The sequence below is a fragment of the Pseudoneobacillus rhizolycopersici genome (assembly GCF_054786815.1).
In genome coordinates, this window is the sequence record NZ_JBTOOE010000020.1 from 49941 (window position 1) to 66785 (window position 16845).

Genomic DNA, 16845 nt, shown 5'->3' on the forward strand with positions numbered 1-16845 from the left:
AAAATAAAACTAACATCAAATTAATATTTTTTAGATGGTTCAAGTTCTTAAAAAAGTTTAGGAGAAAAGAGGGTAAGGAATGGGAAATGTAGAGGATTTCCAATTGCTCTTACAAAATATCGAGTTTTTATCATCAAGAATCTATCAGGGGGTAAAAATTCTCCTTGTACTGGATGGTGAGATCTTGGTAGAAATGGACCAGGGGTTTTATCAATTAAAAGAAAATGATGTGCTTGTCATCAATCGAAATCAGTTATATCAGGTCCAAGCCGTAAAAAATAACACCGTATTAACATTAGGAATTCCAGATAAATTTATTTCTAAATATTATGAGGATTATCGACATTATCGTTTTCAGTTATATTCCCAGCAAATGGATCGAGGGAAGGAAAACATTCTTGCCCAGATTCGTAAATTTCTATCTGAGCTACTGATTGCCTATTGCAGACACGAGGAAGGTAGTCAGCTTGAAGTACATATTTTAATTTGTAAAGTTTTACTTACGTTGATTCAAAGATTTAAGGGGACAAAAAACGACTTTAGTAAAATAAATGTAAATGACAAGCGATTAAACGACATTACTTCCTATGTCAATCAACATTTTGACGAACCCATCACATTAGAGGATGTAGCGAATCATTTTTATCTTTCGCCCAGTTATTTCTCACGGTATTTTAAACAGCAATTCGGTATTGGATTTAGCCGTTATGTCATGAATATTCGATTAGAACACAGCGTAAAAGATTTACAATATACGAAGGATTCCATCACTTATATTTCAATGAAGAATGGCTTCCCTAATACAAAATCGTTTTCGAATTTATTTAAAGAGGTGTATGGGGAGACACCACATACTTTTCGGGAAAAGCATGCGAAAGAACAAGTGAATTTGGTGAAGAATTATCAGTTGGAAGATAGAGGTGCATTTCTGAATTCTCCTGAAATCATCCTGAAATTAGGAGTATTGATGTCAGATGGAGATTATTCAACAGCCTATAGTAATACAGAAACACATTTTGAAGAATTAAACATTGATTTATCTACTGGAGATAGTAAAACATTAATCCGTCCTTTTAATATTCTCTCGATTGGTGAATTAAAAGAATTGCAAAAAGAAAGCGTTCGTCGGCAAGTGTTGTTAGCTAAAAAAGGATTAAATATTAAATATATAAGCATCAATAAGTTGTTAAGTGGAAGAACAATCTCCCAGGCAGTTGAAACGGATGAATTGATTCCGACAACATCACCTTACTATAATTCGGATGATGCCATTGAATTTATGAAATCCCGTGACTTGTCCTTATTTATTCAAGTTACACACAGAGGAACAGATGAAAAGGAATATTTTCTTAAACTTGAGAACTTTATTAGACATTGCGTACAAATGTTCAGCGAACAATATGTTGGCTCCTGGTACTTTTTGTATGTAGCGAACGAAAATGTTTTAGATAGCAAACAATCCCAACAGTTCTATGTAGCCTTATACAAATTATTGAAAACAATTGTTCCCTCCATCAAGATCGGTGTATTTTTACCATTTTCATTTCAAACAGGAACCACGAATGAAGGGCACAAATGGACTCTTAGCCAACAAGAAATTGATTTCTTCGCTTTTCAGGCAAGTCCAAATGAAATCGTGGATTATAAATACAATATTGATGAAAATTATTTATTAGCAAAAGATTTTATTAGGGAAAAAACGAATAAATTAAAACACTATTTGAAAAGCCATTCGATTGAAAAGCCTATTCATCTCATTAAATGGAGCTCTTTTTCAGGGAACACACGTTATACAAATGGGACCTTTTTCCGTGGGTCGTTAATCCTAAATGATGCAATTGCCGTAGCAGAAGATGTGGAGTCGTTGGGTTTCTGGATTAATACGGAAATTCATGAAAGAAATGTTGAGGGGAAAAATATCCCGCTAGAAGGAATGGAACTATTTCATTATTTCAATGGAAAACGACCGGCTTATTATGCTATGGCATTTTTTAATAAACTGCAGGGAAAAGTAGTTTCAAAAGGTACTTATCATATCATGATGGAAAATGAAAAAGGCTATCAGATTATTTTAATGAATAACAATATTGTCAATCCGTATTTTTCAATAGAAGATTCATTCCTACAAAAATTAGTGAAAGAAGTGCGGGTCACGGTAAAAGGGATTCCGAAAGGAGAATATCAAGTACGTAAATATATTTTTGATAAGGACCATGGTGCCTTGTACAAGAATTGGTGGGAAAATAATAGTAAATTTGGGATGGACAAGGAGATAATTGATTATATTACCCACTCAAGCCAACCGTTATTAAAAGTATTTGATGAAAAGATTGACGGAGAATGGTCGTTTTATTCGTATTTAACGATTAATGCCATTCACTTTTTTGAATTGAGAAAAGAATATAGGGAAGTACAGTATTAAAATAACACTGTCAAATATATACGGTTCATTTTTGTCTTAAAACTTTCCTGGTAGATAAATGCATATGCCTAATGATTTAATATGGTTAAAAAATGACTCCTTTTTAAAGGGGTCATTTTTTATAATTAATTATGCCGCCGGTGTTAAAAAATTTAAGGGTTGAAAGCAATACATTTTGCAATCCAGGAGGTAAATGGAATGGAAACTACTTACAAAGGTACAAATAAATTAATTACCGGTATTGTGTTTGGTGTTATTACATTCTGGCTGTTCGCTCAAGCCATGGTAAACATAGTACCAGCTGTACAATCCGATTTAGGTGTTTCACTTGGAACATTAAATATTGCAATCAGTTTAACTTCACTATTCTCAGGTATGTTTATCGTCGGTGCCGGTGGTTTGGCAGATAAAGTGGGACGCAAGAAGATTACGTATATCGGTCTTATATTGAGTATTATTGGCTCACTACTGCTTGTTTTGGCACAGGGAGCGACATTATTAATCATTGGTCGTATCATTCAAGGGCTTTCAGCAGCATGTATTATGCCCGCAACAATCGCGTTAATGAAAGAGTATTTTGAAGGAGCAGATCGTCAGCGTGCTTTAAGCTACTGGTCTATTGGATCATGGGGTGGATCAGGTGTTTGTTCATTCGCTGGTGGTGCAATTGCTACTTATATGGGTTGGAGATGGATATTCATCTTTTCGATTATTTTTGCTCTTCTAGCTATGTTACTGATTAAAGATACGCCGGAAAGTAAAGCAAAATCAACAGGTCCTTTTAAATTTGACGTTCCTGGTTTAGTTGTTTTAATCATTACGATGTTGGCATTGAATCTTTTCATTACTCGTGGAGCAGATTGGGGCTGGACAAGCGCACTTACTTTAAGTTGTTTAGCGATTACGGTTATTGGAATCATTGCTTTTGTTAAAGTGGAAAGAAATAATCCAATTGCTCTAATTGATTTTTCTCTATTTAAAAATAAACCATATGCAGGTGCAACCTATTCTAACTTCTTATTAAATGCGGTAGCTGGGACATTAGTGGTCGCTAATACGTATGTCCAAGTTGCTCGTGGATTTACCGCATTTCAATCAGGAATGTTATCAATTGGTTACTTAGTTGCCGTACTCGGTATGATTCGTGTAGGGGAGAAAATTTTACAAAGATCTGGCGCAAAATCCCCAATGGTTTGGGGTACTGTCATCACGACGGTCGGTGTGGCGATGATGGGTCTAACCTTCTTACCTGGTTTTGCGTACACCGTTGTGGTATTTATTGGTTTTGCTTTATTCGGTCTAGGCCTAGGTATTTATGCCACTCCATCTACCGATACATCTGTATCCAACGCACCTTCTGATAAGGTGGGAGCCGCTGCTGGGGTTTACAAGATGGCAAGCTCACTTGGTGGGGCTTTCGGTGTGGCGATTTCAGCAACAGTGTATGGTGCCATTACATCAGTAAGCAGTATCGAAATGGCAGCAACTTCTGGGATTATTGTCAATGTCATCTTCGGTGTATTAGCACTTATTTCTATTATCTTCATGGTTCCAAAGAATGCAGGAAAAGAACAAAAAGTGACCTTCAATAAAAAAGCTAGTTAATGTTTTCGCAAAAGGTTAACAGAACGATATATGGAGGTAATTCGCAATGAAAGAACAATTAATGAGAATGTTAGAAGACCGTAAAGAAGAAATCATTGAAATTCGTCGCTATCTTCACGAAAATCCTGAGCTTTCCTTTGAAGAAGAAAACACAAGCAAGTATATTGAAGAATTTTATTCGGGTAAAGATGTTGAAGTAGCAACAAAAGTGGGAGGCGGTCATGGTATTATCGTGACCATTAAAGGTGGAAAACCAGGAAAAACAATCGGACTTCGTGCTGATTTTGATGCTCTTCCTATTTTGGAAGAAACGGATGTGCCGTTCAAGTCAAAAAATCCTGGCGTGATGCATGCCTGCGGCCATGATGGACATACTGCCTATCTATTGGTTCTTGCTGATTGTCTCATTAGGTTAAAGGATGAAATTCCAGGAACGATTAAAATTATTCATCAACCTGCAGAAGAAGTACCACCAGGTGGTGCGATTGGGATGCTCGAATCTGGTTTGTTGGATGATCTAGACAATATTTTCGCGATTCATTTACTGCCGCTTGGACCATCAGGAGTTGTTGGCTACAACAGCGGCTATGTATTTCCGGGACGCGCCTATTTTAAATTAAAAGTCCAAGGCACAGGCGGACATGGCTCTTCTCCTCACTTAGCAAATGATGCGATCGTAGCTGGTTCACATTTTGTAACAGCTATTCAAACGGTTGTCAGCCGCCGCTTAAACCCATTTGATATGGGGGTCATTACGATCGGTTCGTTTGACGGAAAAGGTACGTTCAATGTCATTAAAGATAGCGTAGAGCTAGAGGGTGATGTTCGTGCCATGACGGACGAGACACGCGAATTAATTGAACAAGAAATTCGCCGCATTGCAAAAGGAATTGAGCAAGAATTTAACGTAACTTGTGAGCTTACTTATACACCGGACTATCCACCATTGTATAATGATCCTGAATTAACAAAGATGGTAGCTGGATTTTTGCAAAATGCCAATGATAAAGACATTACAGAAGTAAAGGAATTCCCTAAAATGTCTCCATCAGAAGACTTTGCACACTATGCCAAAAGATTTCCGGCCTGCTTCTTCTACATTTGTTGTACACCAAAAGGGGTAGAGAAGCCATACTTTAATCATCATCCGAAATTTGATATTGATGAAGATTCACTTTTAGTGGCAGCAAAAGCAGTTGGCCATGTGGTTTGTGGGTATTTTAATAGTAACCGTTAAACACTTTCATCAACCTTTACTTTTTCGAAAGGAGCTACCTAGGTAGCTCCTTTATTCATGTATAAGATTTTTCTTACTAGCGCTAGCCCTTAACTAACTGGTTTCCTCATTTTTAAATGACTTCTACCCAGTTCATTTAAGGCAATGGCTGCTAATATAATGGCTGTGCCTAACCACTGAAGCGGAGTGATGACTTCTGACAATATAAGGCTGGCTGACAGAATGGCAACCGGTAATTCAATGGATGTTAAAATATTTGCCATTCCACCTGAAACCAAAGGTGCACCGACTGCGAAAAAAAGTGGAGGAAGGACGGCGCCGAATAGCGAAACACCAGCGGAAGAAGTTAATAAGTTAGCCTCCAGAGGAAATACAGATGGTATTTCATGCATGAATAGGACAAGTACTAAAATGGTTGACCCAGTTGCCATTAAAGAAGTCCGGGTCCATGGATCTACTGTAATCGCGACCTTTCCGCTGAAAAAAATAAATCCGGCATACGTGATGGCCGATAAAATTCCAAAAAGGAAACCTTTAAGAGGCAATCCCTGTAGGTCACCATTTAAAATATTGGAAGCAAAAAAGACCCCAATTAAAATAAAAATGATAGATAATACGGTTACAGGGGCAGGCTTAATTTTACTGAAAATCCATTCTAAAATAATGCCAATCCAGACGAATTGAAACATTAAAATGATGGCCAGGGAGGCAGGTAAATATTGCATGGCCCCGTAATAAAAAATACTAGTTAATCCGATAAAACAACCAGTCATCATAATTTGTGGAACATTCTTCTTATTTAGACCCTTAAAGCTAGAGCGTTTGATAAAAGTAAAAGACCATAATAAAATGGACGAAATCATCATTTGAACAATATTAATTTGACCGAGTGAGTAACCATAGCTAAACCCCAATTTAGCAAAGATCGGTGTAAAACCAAAACAGCCTGCACCTAATAACACAAATACAATACCTTTATTTAGATTCATTTTGAAACCTCCTGAAGCTAAAAAACTATCAAACTATTATATCATAATAGAAAAATATAGCGTTGGAGTATTTTTACAGTGGGATTATTGTAAATTTTGCTATAATGATTTTTACTAACAGTTGTTTTCGGAATAAGTCCATTCTAATATAATAATAGTGTTAAGGTTACATTCCAAACGTTCCTTTATAGGGGCAATTGGAATTTGTTTTTCAATAGGGGATTCTTATAAAAGGAGAAGGTATGTGAATGAAGGTAATGCAAAGAACGCAAACGATCGTACGTTATCAGAATAAAACTGGTAAAGTGTACTACGGGATTGTGGAAGATGGAGAAATTTTGCAGCTATCCAGTAGCTTTGATGAAATCATAAACAATGAACTAAAATTTGATGGTGTAAGAGTTAAAGTAGAAGATGTCAAACTATTAGAGCCTGTAGAACCGAAAAAGGTGGTTAATTTCGGCTGGACATACGCTGAACACGCAAAAGAGACCGGTGGGGTGGCCCACCTGAAAGAGCCTTTTTTATTTTTAAAACCAACCACTTCTTTGATTCCACACGAGGGGGAAATCATTTTGCCCTCAACCAATTTAACCAATCAGGTGGAATTGGAGGGGGAAGTGGCCCTCATTATTGGGAAACGGGGGAAAAATATTAAAGAAGAAGAAGCATTGGATTATGTTTTTGGCTGTACCATTTTTAATGATGTGACGGCAAGAGATTTGACTAAATCCGATCCGCAATTTACAAGGGGGAAAGGATTCGACACATTTGGACCATTAGGCCCGTGGATTGTAAAAGGTTTAGACCCTAGCAATTTAAGAATCGTGACCACTTTGAACGGTAAAGTCGTACAAGATGGCAATACGAATCAGATGTCTCTATCAATCCCATACCTAATTAGTTGGATTTCACAGGTTATGACATTAGAGCCGGGGGATGTTTTGGCGACTGGTTCACCTTCTGGCAGTTGTCCAATGAAGTCAGGGGATGTTGTCACTGTGGAAGTGGAGAAGATTGGTAAACTGCGTAATTATGTAAAATAGGAAAAATGCCTGTCACTCCTAAATCATTTTAGGGGGACAGGTATTTTTTTATAGGGTAGGGATATTGACTGCTAGGAAGGCAATAGTAGGACTCGCTGTTTGGATTTCTGAGAAAATGATATGGTTAACATGATAATAATATTTTGTGATAGGTAAGGAAGTGAAACAAATTGAAACGAATGCTTGCCATCAGCGATATTCATGGTGATATTGAAAAATTCGAGAGGCTTTTGGAGCTTGTTCAGTATGACAAAGATCAAGACCAGTTACTGCTATTGGGTGATTATGTGGATCGTGGGCCCCATTCAAAAGCTGTGTTGGAAAAGGTCATTCAGCTTAGGGAAGAAGGGGCAATTGCTTTAATTGGTAATCACGAAAAGATGATGATCGATGCTTTTAGCGGTGATTTGATGAACCTAAAAAGATGGTATTACAATGGTGGGATAAAAACACTGCAAAATTACGGCTACGAAATTGAAAACGATGATTCCGATTATTGGCATAAGACCGCAGAAATGCCAGAGCCTATTAGCATGAATGAGGAAATTCGTGCCCATATTGAGTTAGTGAAAACCTTTCAATACTACTATGAAACAGAAACCCATATTTTTGTACATGCAGGAGTTCATCCGGAAATACCGCTACAGTCAACGGAGCCTCATACTTTAGTATGGATTCGTGATGAGTTCCACAAGGGATATAGCGGCGAAAAGACGATTGTATTTGGACATACACCGACTAAGAATTTACACGAGTGTGATGATGTGTACTTTGGGGAAAATAAGATCATCGGAATTGACGGCGGCTGTGCCTACGGTGGAAGGTTGAATTGCCTAGAGATTGGAAGTTTGCAAGTATATTATGTGGAATAATACGACCTTTTGTTCCATGTGAAACAATGACTGTACATAATACGAAAGCAGCAGTGGGATTTTGCCCACTGCTTTTTATATTTTTAGTCCCCTATCCTTTGTGAGATGGGCAATCGTTGCGTTTTTTATAACGATTGTCTTTTTTATTTGCTGGAAAAGACTCGTATAAATTGAAAATGTTCCATTCATGGAGAGTTTTAGACATTTTGTAGACATTTACTAAATAAACTCATATTAGTACAAACTTAAGGAGGAAGGTACTGTATGAGCAAGGAATACATTTTAGCCGTACCAAATTTTAGTGAAGGACAAAGGCTTGATGTTGTCAATGCAGTTGTCGATGCAGTGAAAGGGGTTGAATCGGTAAAGGTCGTAGCCGTTGAACCTGAGCACAATTTTAACAGAACGGTTTTAACCTTTATCGTTCATCCAAAACATTGTGAAGAAGCGATGGTAAAAATGGCTGAAGTTATTTATAAAAATGTAAATATGGAAGTTCAAAAGGGAGACCACCCACGGATTGGGGCACTGGATACATTCCCAATATTCCCGCTACAAAATGTCACAATAGAAGAAACTCAAGAACTAGCAGAGAAGTTGGGAGTATCTTTATTTGAACATTTCAAAGTTCCCGTCTATTTCTCCGGATTAAATGCACGTACGGAGTACAAAAAATCCAATACCAATATTCGCCGAGGACAATATGAAGGCTTAAAGGCTATCTTGGAAAATAAAGAACATCCAGATTATGAAACCCGAAAACCTGATTTATCAGTTGACGGTAGATTAGATGCAAAAATGGGCGCTTGTACAGTTACGGCTGATTATGAAGGATTAGTAGCTTACAACGTTTTCGTAGAATCAGAGGATGTTAGCATTGCCAAACAAATCGCCAAACTGGTTAAGAGTGAAGAGCATGGCTGGTTATCGATTAAGAGTGTTGGCTTTAAAGATGAAGGCAAACCGGGTACCGCTGTTTCCATGAACGTCTTTAACTGTACAGAAACACCACTTGTTATGCTTCGCGATTGGATAAATCAAGAAGCTCAAAAAAGAGGTACAAAGGTAATGGCTACCGAGCTGGTTGGACCTCTTCATCTTAAGTATGTTGCAGAGGCTGCAAAAGAATTCGGATATGAATTCGATGGAACAGACTACGATAAATTAGTAAAAGTTTTAGAAGAAAACATGGGATTAATCGGCTTTGATATGGCACAAATTATTGAGTATCACTTACAACCTATCGAGGAAAAAAATCCTGCATTAGTTGACTTGAAAATGACAGAATTCATTGGAAAACTAGGTTCGAAGGAACCTGCTCCAGGCGGTGGATCTGCTTCGGCATTAGTAGGTGCAGTGGGTGCTGCCTTAACGAGAATGGTTGCTGAATTGACGATTGGTAAAAAGAAATATGAAGAACACAATGAGGAAATGAAATATATATTAGCAGATATGAAAGCGCTTAATGATAATCTACTTGCAGCTATTGATGCTGATACAGAAGCATTTAATAAAGTATCAGCTGTATTTGCCTTACCTAAGGAGACAGAAGAAGAAAAGGCAGCCAGAAGAAATGCCATGCAAGTGGCACTGAAATATGCAACTGAAGTTCCGTTCCATACAATGGAGCTGATTGCTGATGGTCTAAGATTGACGGCAAAGGCAGTGGGCAAATCGAATACAAATGCTGCCAGTGATTTAGGTGTTGCTGCCCTGACAATGAAAGCAGGACTCCAAGGTAGCTGGCTAAATGTACTCATTAATTTAAGCGGCGTAAAAGATGAAGCTTTTGTAGCGGAGTACTCTGAAAAAGGAAAAGCATTATTGGCAAAAGGAACAGAGATTGCCGACTATATTTATCATGAAATAGAAAAATCATTAGTGTAAGAGGATAAAAAAGTTCTTATTTTTGTATGACTTTCATACAAAAAATAGGAACTTTTTTATTATTTTTCTAGTCAAATCCTTCATAAAGGAAATTTGTCAGTTTTATTGAATTCCTTAATAAAGAGGGGGACAAAATGAATAAATTAAACTATTGGGGGTTGGCAGCACTTATTGGGCTGTTATTGGTTACCGTTTATTGGTGGATAAAAGCGGAAAACCGCAACGATCCATTGAGCGGAGTCGACGCATTTATATACAGTGAAGACGGGGGACTTTATTGGTTGGAATTAGCCAATCACCATGGAAAGGTCGAAGGTAAACTTTATCAGCAGGAAGTGATCGAAGAAATCGGGAAAGAGCCGTATTTAGAGGAAAAGTCATACTCTTTGGCGGGAAAAACAACGGAAATAGGGTATGAATTTAAGTCGGAGCATGATGGGAAACCAATGAAATTGGAAGCTTGGTTTTCTGGGGACTATCTTATTGTGCAAAAGCAAGATGAAAAATACAGCAAATTATATATGGCAGTTAATGAAAAAGAGCTCGCTTTATTTAAGAAGGGGTTACAGCAAAAGTTAGATATGGCCATCTATCATTCAGAAGAAAAGGAAAAATCGCGTAGAAGGGAATTTTTTTCTAAACTAAGAAGTGTTTATGGATATATTTACACAGCAGAGGATGAGTCGTTCCAACTATTTGTAAAAATGGATGAAGCTTTACCTCAAGGTGAGTTGGCAGGTTCTCTTCTAATGGTTGCTGCAACAGGGGATAAAGACAATCGATATAAAGAAACGAGATATGATTTTAGCGGCATAACAGATGGGATGATGATGGAGTTGTTCACGTCCGTGGATGAAGAGGAAACAAAGCTAGAAGGGAATTTTCATAAGGATGCCACTGGTTTTGATTTATCCTTTTGGACCACAAACGATAAACTATCGTTTCAAGCAGTGACCGAAGAGGAATTTAGGGAGAATTATGAGGATTTTAAAAGTAATATACAAAAATAGAAGAGAAAAAGCAGTGGGATTCCAAGCTCGTTTCCCACTGCTTTAAATGTTTTTGAGCTATTTAATAACAAAAAAGTTATTTAGCAATCCTAGAGTCTTTTGAGTTCCACCGTTTTCAAGTTCAGTTTGATAAATGGAAAATAGGAAATAATTGGCCGTTTTCGTTTCTAACAAAGTTGGTGAAAAGACTTCTATTTCCTGATCCACCGGTTGATGAGTGTTTGTTTTTAATTCCTCCTTCAACCAGGAAATATATTGCCTTTCCGTTGGGTTTGATAGAATGGCAAGGAGGATTGCTGAAAATAAAAGAATGAGAGATAAAACTACTTTTGCCTTCATCTTCCACCCCTCATTTCTTAAATGATTTCCTTAGATTCATTAGCGTTACTTCATTACTATCCAATTTTCAGCAAAAACATTCACGATAATCAGCTTACTTTTTAACTGCATCCGATCAGTGTTGCAGTTCGGACAGGAAAAGGCCCAAAAAAGTGAATTCAAGTCTAAAGCTCTCCAGGCGGAGTACCCAACTAGTATTCAATCGAAGGCAACCGTTTTACTAAGCGTTTGATCGCTTTATTTACTTCCTTTAGAACCAACTCTTTATCAATCGTTTTCATCATGCGATTTTCCATCACTAGTTTTCCATTAATTATTGTCGACTCTACGTCGGCTCTTGTGCTTGAATAAACAATTCTTGATATCGTATCGACTTCACTCGAAGGATAGAGATGGAAATCGTTCAAATTTAGAATGACGACATCCGCTTTTTTACCAACCTCAAGACTACCAATTTCATTCTCCATACCGACAGCCTTGGCACCGCCAATTGTTGCCATTTTAAAAATCGTACTGGCATTCATGCTGGTTGGTCCATGTGTCGGTTTCTGGATGATGGCCGCTAAGCGCATCTCATTAAACATATCTAAATTATTATTGCACGGTGCACCATCAGCCCCAAGACTCACAAAAGCATCTAGCTCTAATAGGTGGGGAATATCGGCAATTCCGGAGGCAAGCTTTAAATTAGAGCCTGGACAATGGCTAACCTTAACGCCGCGCTCGCGGATAATTCGTTTTTCATCCTCGTCCAACCAGACACAATGGGCAAGGATTAAGTTTTCATTGGCTAAACCGATATGGTCCAGATAGACAACGTTACGCATCCCGTGTTCTTGTTCAACTAACCTAATTTCACCTTTATTTTCAGATGCATGGGTATGGACCTTAACAGCGTATTTTCGTGATAAATCACGAACCTCCACCAAAAGCTCCTCGGTACAGCTGACGACGAAGCGGGGGCAAAAAGCATATTGAATTCGCCCTTGATCGCGTCCATTCCACTTTTCTAATAAGTCGACACTTTGTTGAATCGATTGAGCAGTGTTTTCACGAAGGAGTCTAGGGACTTCACTTCCTTTATCCATCATGACTTTACCTGATAAGGCGCGAATTCCGCTCTCATAGATCGCTTGGAAGGCATTCTCGGTATGGTGAACGGTTTCCATATCGACAATCGTTGTCGTTCCACTTTGAATTAATTCACCAATGCCAAGCATGGCTGAGTAATAGGAGGATTCCTCGTCATGGGCAGCCTCTAATGGCCATACCTTCTTTTTCAACCAATCCATCAGCTCCAAATCATCGGCTTGGCCACGAAATAAGGTCTGGCATAAGTGAATATGGGTTTGCACGAATCCGGGAATAATGGTTCGATTGGTCCCATCGATGATTTTTTCAGCCTGAAATGGTAAATTCACTCCGATTGCCTGGATTCTGTCATTTTCTATATATAAATCACCATGAATAATCTCTTCCTTCGCATTCATGGTAATAATTTCAGCATTTTTGATTAAAATTGATTTCATCGTAACCATCCACCTTAAAAAAATTGATTTACGAAAGCATAAAGCACGCTAGAATGGGATGGACTGTAAATAGGAAATTATTCAATAAAAACAGCTACTGCCCGTATCGGAGAACCCGTTCCTTTCCGAATACGAAGAGGTAAACCGAAATATAAAAAACGTTTACCCGCTACCTGATCGAGATTACAAAGATTTTCGGTATTGGTAATTTGATATTCCTTGCAAACGAGGTGACCAGAAAATAGCGGGTCGATTGGATTATCGATGGCTGGTGCGTCAATGCCGATATTGACGACTCCTTGCCCGGCGAGCCATTTGGCCGCTTCGTAGTTTAATCCCGTATATCGGGTTAGCCACTCTTCCTTGCCGTAAGCACGGTTATAGTGACCGGTATAAAGTAAAACGATATCGCCTTCTTGAAGAACTTGGCCGGATTTCTCCAAAGCCTGCTCCAAATCCGGTGGTGTAATATAATCATCAGGTGAAATATGCGAAAGGTCTAAACAAATGGCAGGGCCATAAAAGTATTCAAGCGGCATTTCATCAATATACTGGCCTTGTGGGTCATATTCATAGGTGGCATCACTATGTGTGGGGCCATGTTCGTTAATTAGCAAGTTATTGGTCGCAAACGGAAAGCCAATTTGCGCGATACTTTGCTCGTGCGAAATATTGGGGAAAATCATCGTTTTTTGGTGCAGAGGGAACACGGGCATCCCTTGATAAATTTCTTGTGTTAAATCAATTAATCTTACGCCCACTCTAACTCCTCCTTACCTGACAATCGTGTCGATGATCTCAAATTTATCGACATCAACAAGCCCTTTGTCGGTAATTTTCCAGGTCGGGCTTGTGACTAGCGACCAGAAGGAAAGATGCATAAAAGGTACGTGGATTCCACAACCAAGCTCATCCTTAGCCAGTCTCGTTAATTCGGCAATTCGCTCACTCACTTCTTTTCCGTCTAATTCATCTGTGATAAGGCCGCCTACTCGCAGCGGGAGATCGCCGACTACTTTTCCATCCTTGATCATTGCGATCCCACCATCCATGGCAATCACGCGATTGACCGCTGTTACCATGTCTTCATAATTGGTTCCAGCGACAATAATATTGTGAGTATCGTGGGCAACGCTTTCGGCGATGGCTCCGCTTTGCAGTTTAAAGCCATGAATGAACGTTTTTCCAATCGAATTTGTTCTTCCATGCCGTTCAATCACGAGCATTGGCAAGACATCCTGTTTTAAGCAAGGCGTGACGACTCCATTTTTTACATTTAGATCAAACTCTTGTCCACCCGTCAGGTTCTGGTCGGGGATCGCAACAATCGAACGAACTCGAACGCGTGAGCCTTGGGCACGAATCACCAAATCATCCTTTGTAACTGGGGCCCGTTTGACTGATTTTTTTACCGAGTCTGGATATTGATAGGAAGCCATTTCTAACAGCAGCTTGCCTTTTTCGGCTGCCTTTTTCCCATTTAAATACACTTGGTCGACAACCATATTGGTTAAGTCACTAAGGACGACGATGTCCGCCCGTTTTCCGGGGGCGATGATACCAATATCCTTGAATCCGAAGTGGGTGGCAGGGTTAATCGTGACCATTTGAATGACCTCAACCGGGTCCATGCCGTGAGCAATGGTGCGGCGAACGATATCATTCATATGGCCATATTTTAATAAATCCTCGGGTACCATATCGTCTGATACTAAAATGGCTCTACGGGAATCTAGACCTTCTTCGGTAATCGCTCGAATGCACTCTGGCATATTTCGTTGCGAAGATCCTTCACGGATAAAAACACTCACGCCATAACGAAGCTTTTCAATCGTTTCTTCCTTTGTGGTTGTTTCATGACAAGAAACATGAGTTCCACCACTAATAATATGAGCGGCTAATTCCTTTCCAAATAGACTGGGAGCGTTTCCTTCCACCGTTTTCCCAATTGCTTTTGCATAGGCGACAGAAGCAATTAGGTCATCGATTTGCTCTTGGGCATGCTCGTACACTGGTTTGATATTGCTGAAGCTTTGGATTTCGCCAATGCCTTGGACATGTTTATCCTCTAATAATTCCTTCATATCCTTAGAGTTCACATCGTAGCCGGGTGTTTCTAGTCCCGGTGCATCAGGGACTGCACAAGGAACGGTTAAATAGACGTGATTTGGCAGTGTTTTTGCCTCTTTAATCATTTCCTTCATACCCATTACTCCAAGGACATTTCCAATTTCATGCGGATCGCCAATCAAGGTAGTCGTTCCGGTTGGAATCGAAAGCTTGGAAAATTCGGTAATGGTGAGCATCGAACTTTCAAAATGCATATGGGAGTCAATAAAGCCAGGACAAATGAACTTACCTGTTACCTGTTCTACCTTTGTCTTTGGTCCAACTAACTCTGTACAATCACCTACCATGAGGACATATTCACCTTTAACAGCCACATCGGCACGATAAATTTCCCGAGTGATGACATTAATAAAATAGCCATCCTTTAAAACTAGGTCGGCAAACTGGTGTACGTCCAGTAACGTATCAACTAACTTCCGCCATTGAATGGCTTCTTTAATGCCAGTTGCATCCATAAATTACTTAACTCCTTCCCATTTTTCATATTCGAGGGTATCGATAATCCCGATTATTGCAGCATCAATAGGAGCTTCTTTATTTGTGGATACTCTTGCTGCGATGCTTCCTTTTACATACATCACTTTTTCACCGATTCCGGCTCCGACCGTGTCAATGGCAATGACAGGGCTCTGTGGGGAGGAATCACCATTTAATAGAATAGGTTGGGTGATTAATAGCTTTGTTCCCACTAAATGTGGGTCTTTTCTAGTGGCGGTCACTCTGCCAACGACAATTCCAACTTCCATACTGAATGGCCAACTCCCTTATTTACGAATGAGATTGATTTGATGCTGTTTAAGTATGTCTTTTGCCAGAGGTGTAACAATCGTTTGTTGGTCAATAATTAGTTCCGTTTCTTTCCTGGATAGGAAAAAATCAAGATCCTTTGCCGTCATTACTGATTTTTTGGGACTCGATTTCGCTGTGAAAAAGTTTTTTATATCATCAGGTTCAAGTAGATGGATTCCAACAGCTTGTAGATCCCGCAAATTATTTTTGAGTTTTGTTTTTATAAACGGTGTCCCATGTGTTAATTGTTGCCCATCCCAAACTGGATGGTTAGGGTTCAATCCAGTGGAAAGGGCCGTTACTTTTTTATGAGAAAAGAGGGAATGGATAAGAAAGCGAACAAACCGATCTTGATCGTTCAAAGAAATGATGTTGGAGGCCAATGAGAAGTTAAGGGTAGGGAGGAAGAGGAAATCCCAATCCTCCATCTTTTCTAATGCCCGAAACGATATCCAATCATCAATTTCTGTTCGTGCGAGAATTTCTCTTCTGCTAAAGTAACGGAAAACCTCCTCCTCGATAAATAAACGGATGATGATGTTCTGCTGACGAAGGTTCTTAAGTATTTGCAAAGCTTGTTCCATTCCAACAAAGTGATAGCTTAAACAGGCAATCACCTTAACAGGCTTCGTTTTTTGACGTTTGTAAAATAGCTCATGCAGAGTGTTTTCCACTAGAACACTCTGCCGTTTTTGCCCCATCATTATTCACCTTTCGATAATAAGACTCTTTCAATTTCGCTATGTGGTCTAGGAATGACATGGACACTGACAAGTTCTCCGACTCTACTGGCGGCATCGGCACCGGCGTCTGTCGCGGCTTTTACCGCTCCTACGTCACCACGGACCATGACCGTTACGAGTCCAAATCCAATTTTTTCATAGCCACAAATCGATACGTTTGCAGCCTTTACCATTGCGTCTGCCGCTTCGATGGCACCTGTAAGACCTTTTGTTTCTACTAGACCTAATGCTTCACCTGTCATAAGTT

The 16845-nt window shown here is 39.2% G+C and carries 15 protein-coding genes; 7 read left to right on the plus strand and 8 right to left on the minus strand.

Going from position 1 to position 16845, the window contains the following annotated elements:
* The first annotated feature begins 79 nt into the window (after positions 1-79).
* From ACX9YW_RS17600 to ACX9YW_RS17610, 3 genes are all read left to right on the plus strand, one after another.
* The gene (locus ACX9YW_RS17600) at positions 80-2422 is read left to right on the plus strand and encodes a helix-turn-helix domain-containing protein (RefSeq protein WP_460348851.1); all 2343 of its coding nucleotides are present in this window, start codon (positions 80-82) and stop codon (positions 2420-2422) included.
* Between the two features lie 198 nt (positions 2423-2620).
* Entirely contained in the window at positions 2621-4027 is a 1407-nt protein-coding gene (locus ACX9YW_RS17605) for an MFS transporter (protein ID WP_460348853.1), read from the plus strand.
* A gap of 46 nt (positions 4028-4073) precedes the next feature.
* Entirely contained in the window at positions 4074-5264 is a 1191-nt protein-coding gene (locus ACX9YW_RS17610) for an amidohydrolase (RefSeq protein WP_460348858.1), read from the plus strand.
* A gap of 89 nt (positions 5265-5353) precedes the next feature.
* Here the strand turns inward: ACX9YW_RS17610 and ACX9YW_RS17615 are convergent, their stop codons facing one another.
* Positions 5354-6253, minus strand: a complete 900-nt coding sequence (locus tag ACX9YW_RS17615; protein ID WP_460348860.1) for an EamA family transporter — start codon at positions 6251-6253, stop codon at positions 5354-5356.
* A 248-nt stretch (positions 6254-6501) separates the two neighbouring features.
* Here ACX9YW_RS17615 and ACX9YW_RS17620 point away from each other — a divergent pair, with 248 nt between their 5' ends.
* From ACX9YW_RS17620 to ACX9YW_RS17635, 4 genes are all read left to right on the plus strand, one after another.
* A complete protein-coding gene (locus tag ACX9YW_RS17620; protein ID WP_460348862.1) occupies positions 6502-7299 on the plus strand; it encodes a fumarylacetoacetate hydrolase family protein in 798 nt (265 codons plus the stop codon).
* Between the two features lie 170 nt (positions 7300-7469).
* A complete protein-coding gene (locus ACX9YW_RS17625) occupies positions 7470-8171 on the plus strand; it encodes a metallophosphoesterase family protein (RefSeq protein ID WP_460348864.1) in 702 nt (233 codons plus the stop codon).
* 264 nt (positions 8172-8435) lie between these two features.
* Positions 8436-10058 carry a cyclodeaminase/cyclohydrolase family protein gene (locus tag ACX9YW_RS17630; protein ID WP_460348866.1) on the plus strand — a complete coding sequence of 541 codons (1623 nt, stop codon included), beginning with the start codon at positions 8436-8438 and terminating at the stop codon, positions 10056-10058.
* A 134-nt stretch (positions 10059-10192) separates the two neighbouring features.
* Positions 10193-11068 (plus strand): hypothetical protein, encoded by an 876-nt coding sequence (locus tag ACX9YW_RS17635; protein ID WP_460348868.1) that lies wholly within the window; start codon positions 10193-10195, stop codon positions 11066-11068.
* Between the two features lie 57 nt (positions 11069-11125).
* Here the strand turns inward: ACX9YW_RS17635 and ACX9YW_RS17640 are convergent, their stop codons facing one another.
* The 7 genes from ACX9YW_RS17640 to ACX9YW_RS17670 form a co-directional block, all read right to left on the minus strand.
* A complete protein-coding gene (locus ACX9YW_RS17640; RefSeq protein WP_460348870.1) occupies positions 11126-11407 on the minus strand; it encodes a DUF4359 domain-containing protein in 282 nt (93 codons plus the stop codon).
* A gap of 191 nt (positions 11408-11598) precedes the next feature.
* Positions 11599-12936: a 5'-deoxyadenosine deaminase gene (locus ACX9YW_RS17645; RefSeq protein ID WP_460348872.1), complete on the minus strand. Its 1338-nt coding sequence runs from the start codon at positions 12934-12936 to the stop codon at positions 11599-11601.
* 77 nt (positions 12937-13013) lie between these two features.
* Complete coding sequence (locus ACX9YW_RS17650) at positions 13014-13697, minus strand: cyclase family protein (RefSeq protein WP_460348875.1); 684 nt, start codon at positions 13695-13697, stop codon at positions 13014-13016.
* Between the two features lie 12 nt (positions 13698-13709).
* Entirely contained in the window at positions 13710-15521 is a 1812-nt protein-coding gene (ade, locus tag ACX9YW_RS17655; RefSeq protein WP_460348877.1) for an adenine deaminase, read from the minus strand.
* A gap of 3 nt (positions 15522-15524) precedes the next feature.
* Complete coding sequence (locus ACX9YW_RS17660) at positions 15525-15812, minus strand: EutN/CcmL family microcompartment protein (protein WP_460348880.1); 288 nt, start codon at positions 15810-15812, stop codon at positions 15525-15527.
* 18 nt (positions 15813-15830) lie between these two features.
* Positions 15831-16559 (minus strand): hypothetical protein, encoded by a 729-nt coding sequence (locus ACX9YW_RS17665; RefSeq protein ID WP_460348882.1) that lies wholly within the window; start codon positions 16557-16559, stop codon positions 15831-15833.
* Positions 16559-16840: a BMC domain-containing protein gene (locus ACX9YW_RS17670; RefSeq protein WP_308181787.1), complete on the minus strand. Its 282-nt coding sequence runs from the start codon at positions 16838-16840 to the stop codon at positions 16559-16561. The genes ACX9YW_RS17665 and ACX9YW_RS17670 overlap by 1 nt, the downstream gene beginning before the upstream one ends.
* Positions 16841-16845 lie beyond the last annotated feature (5 nt).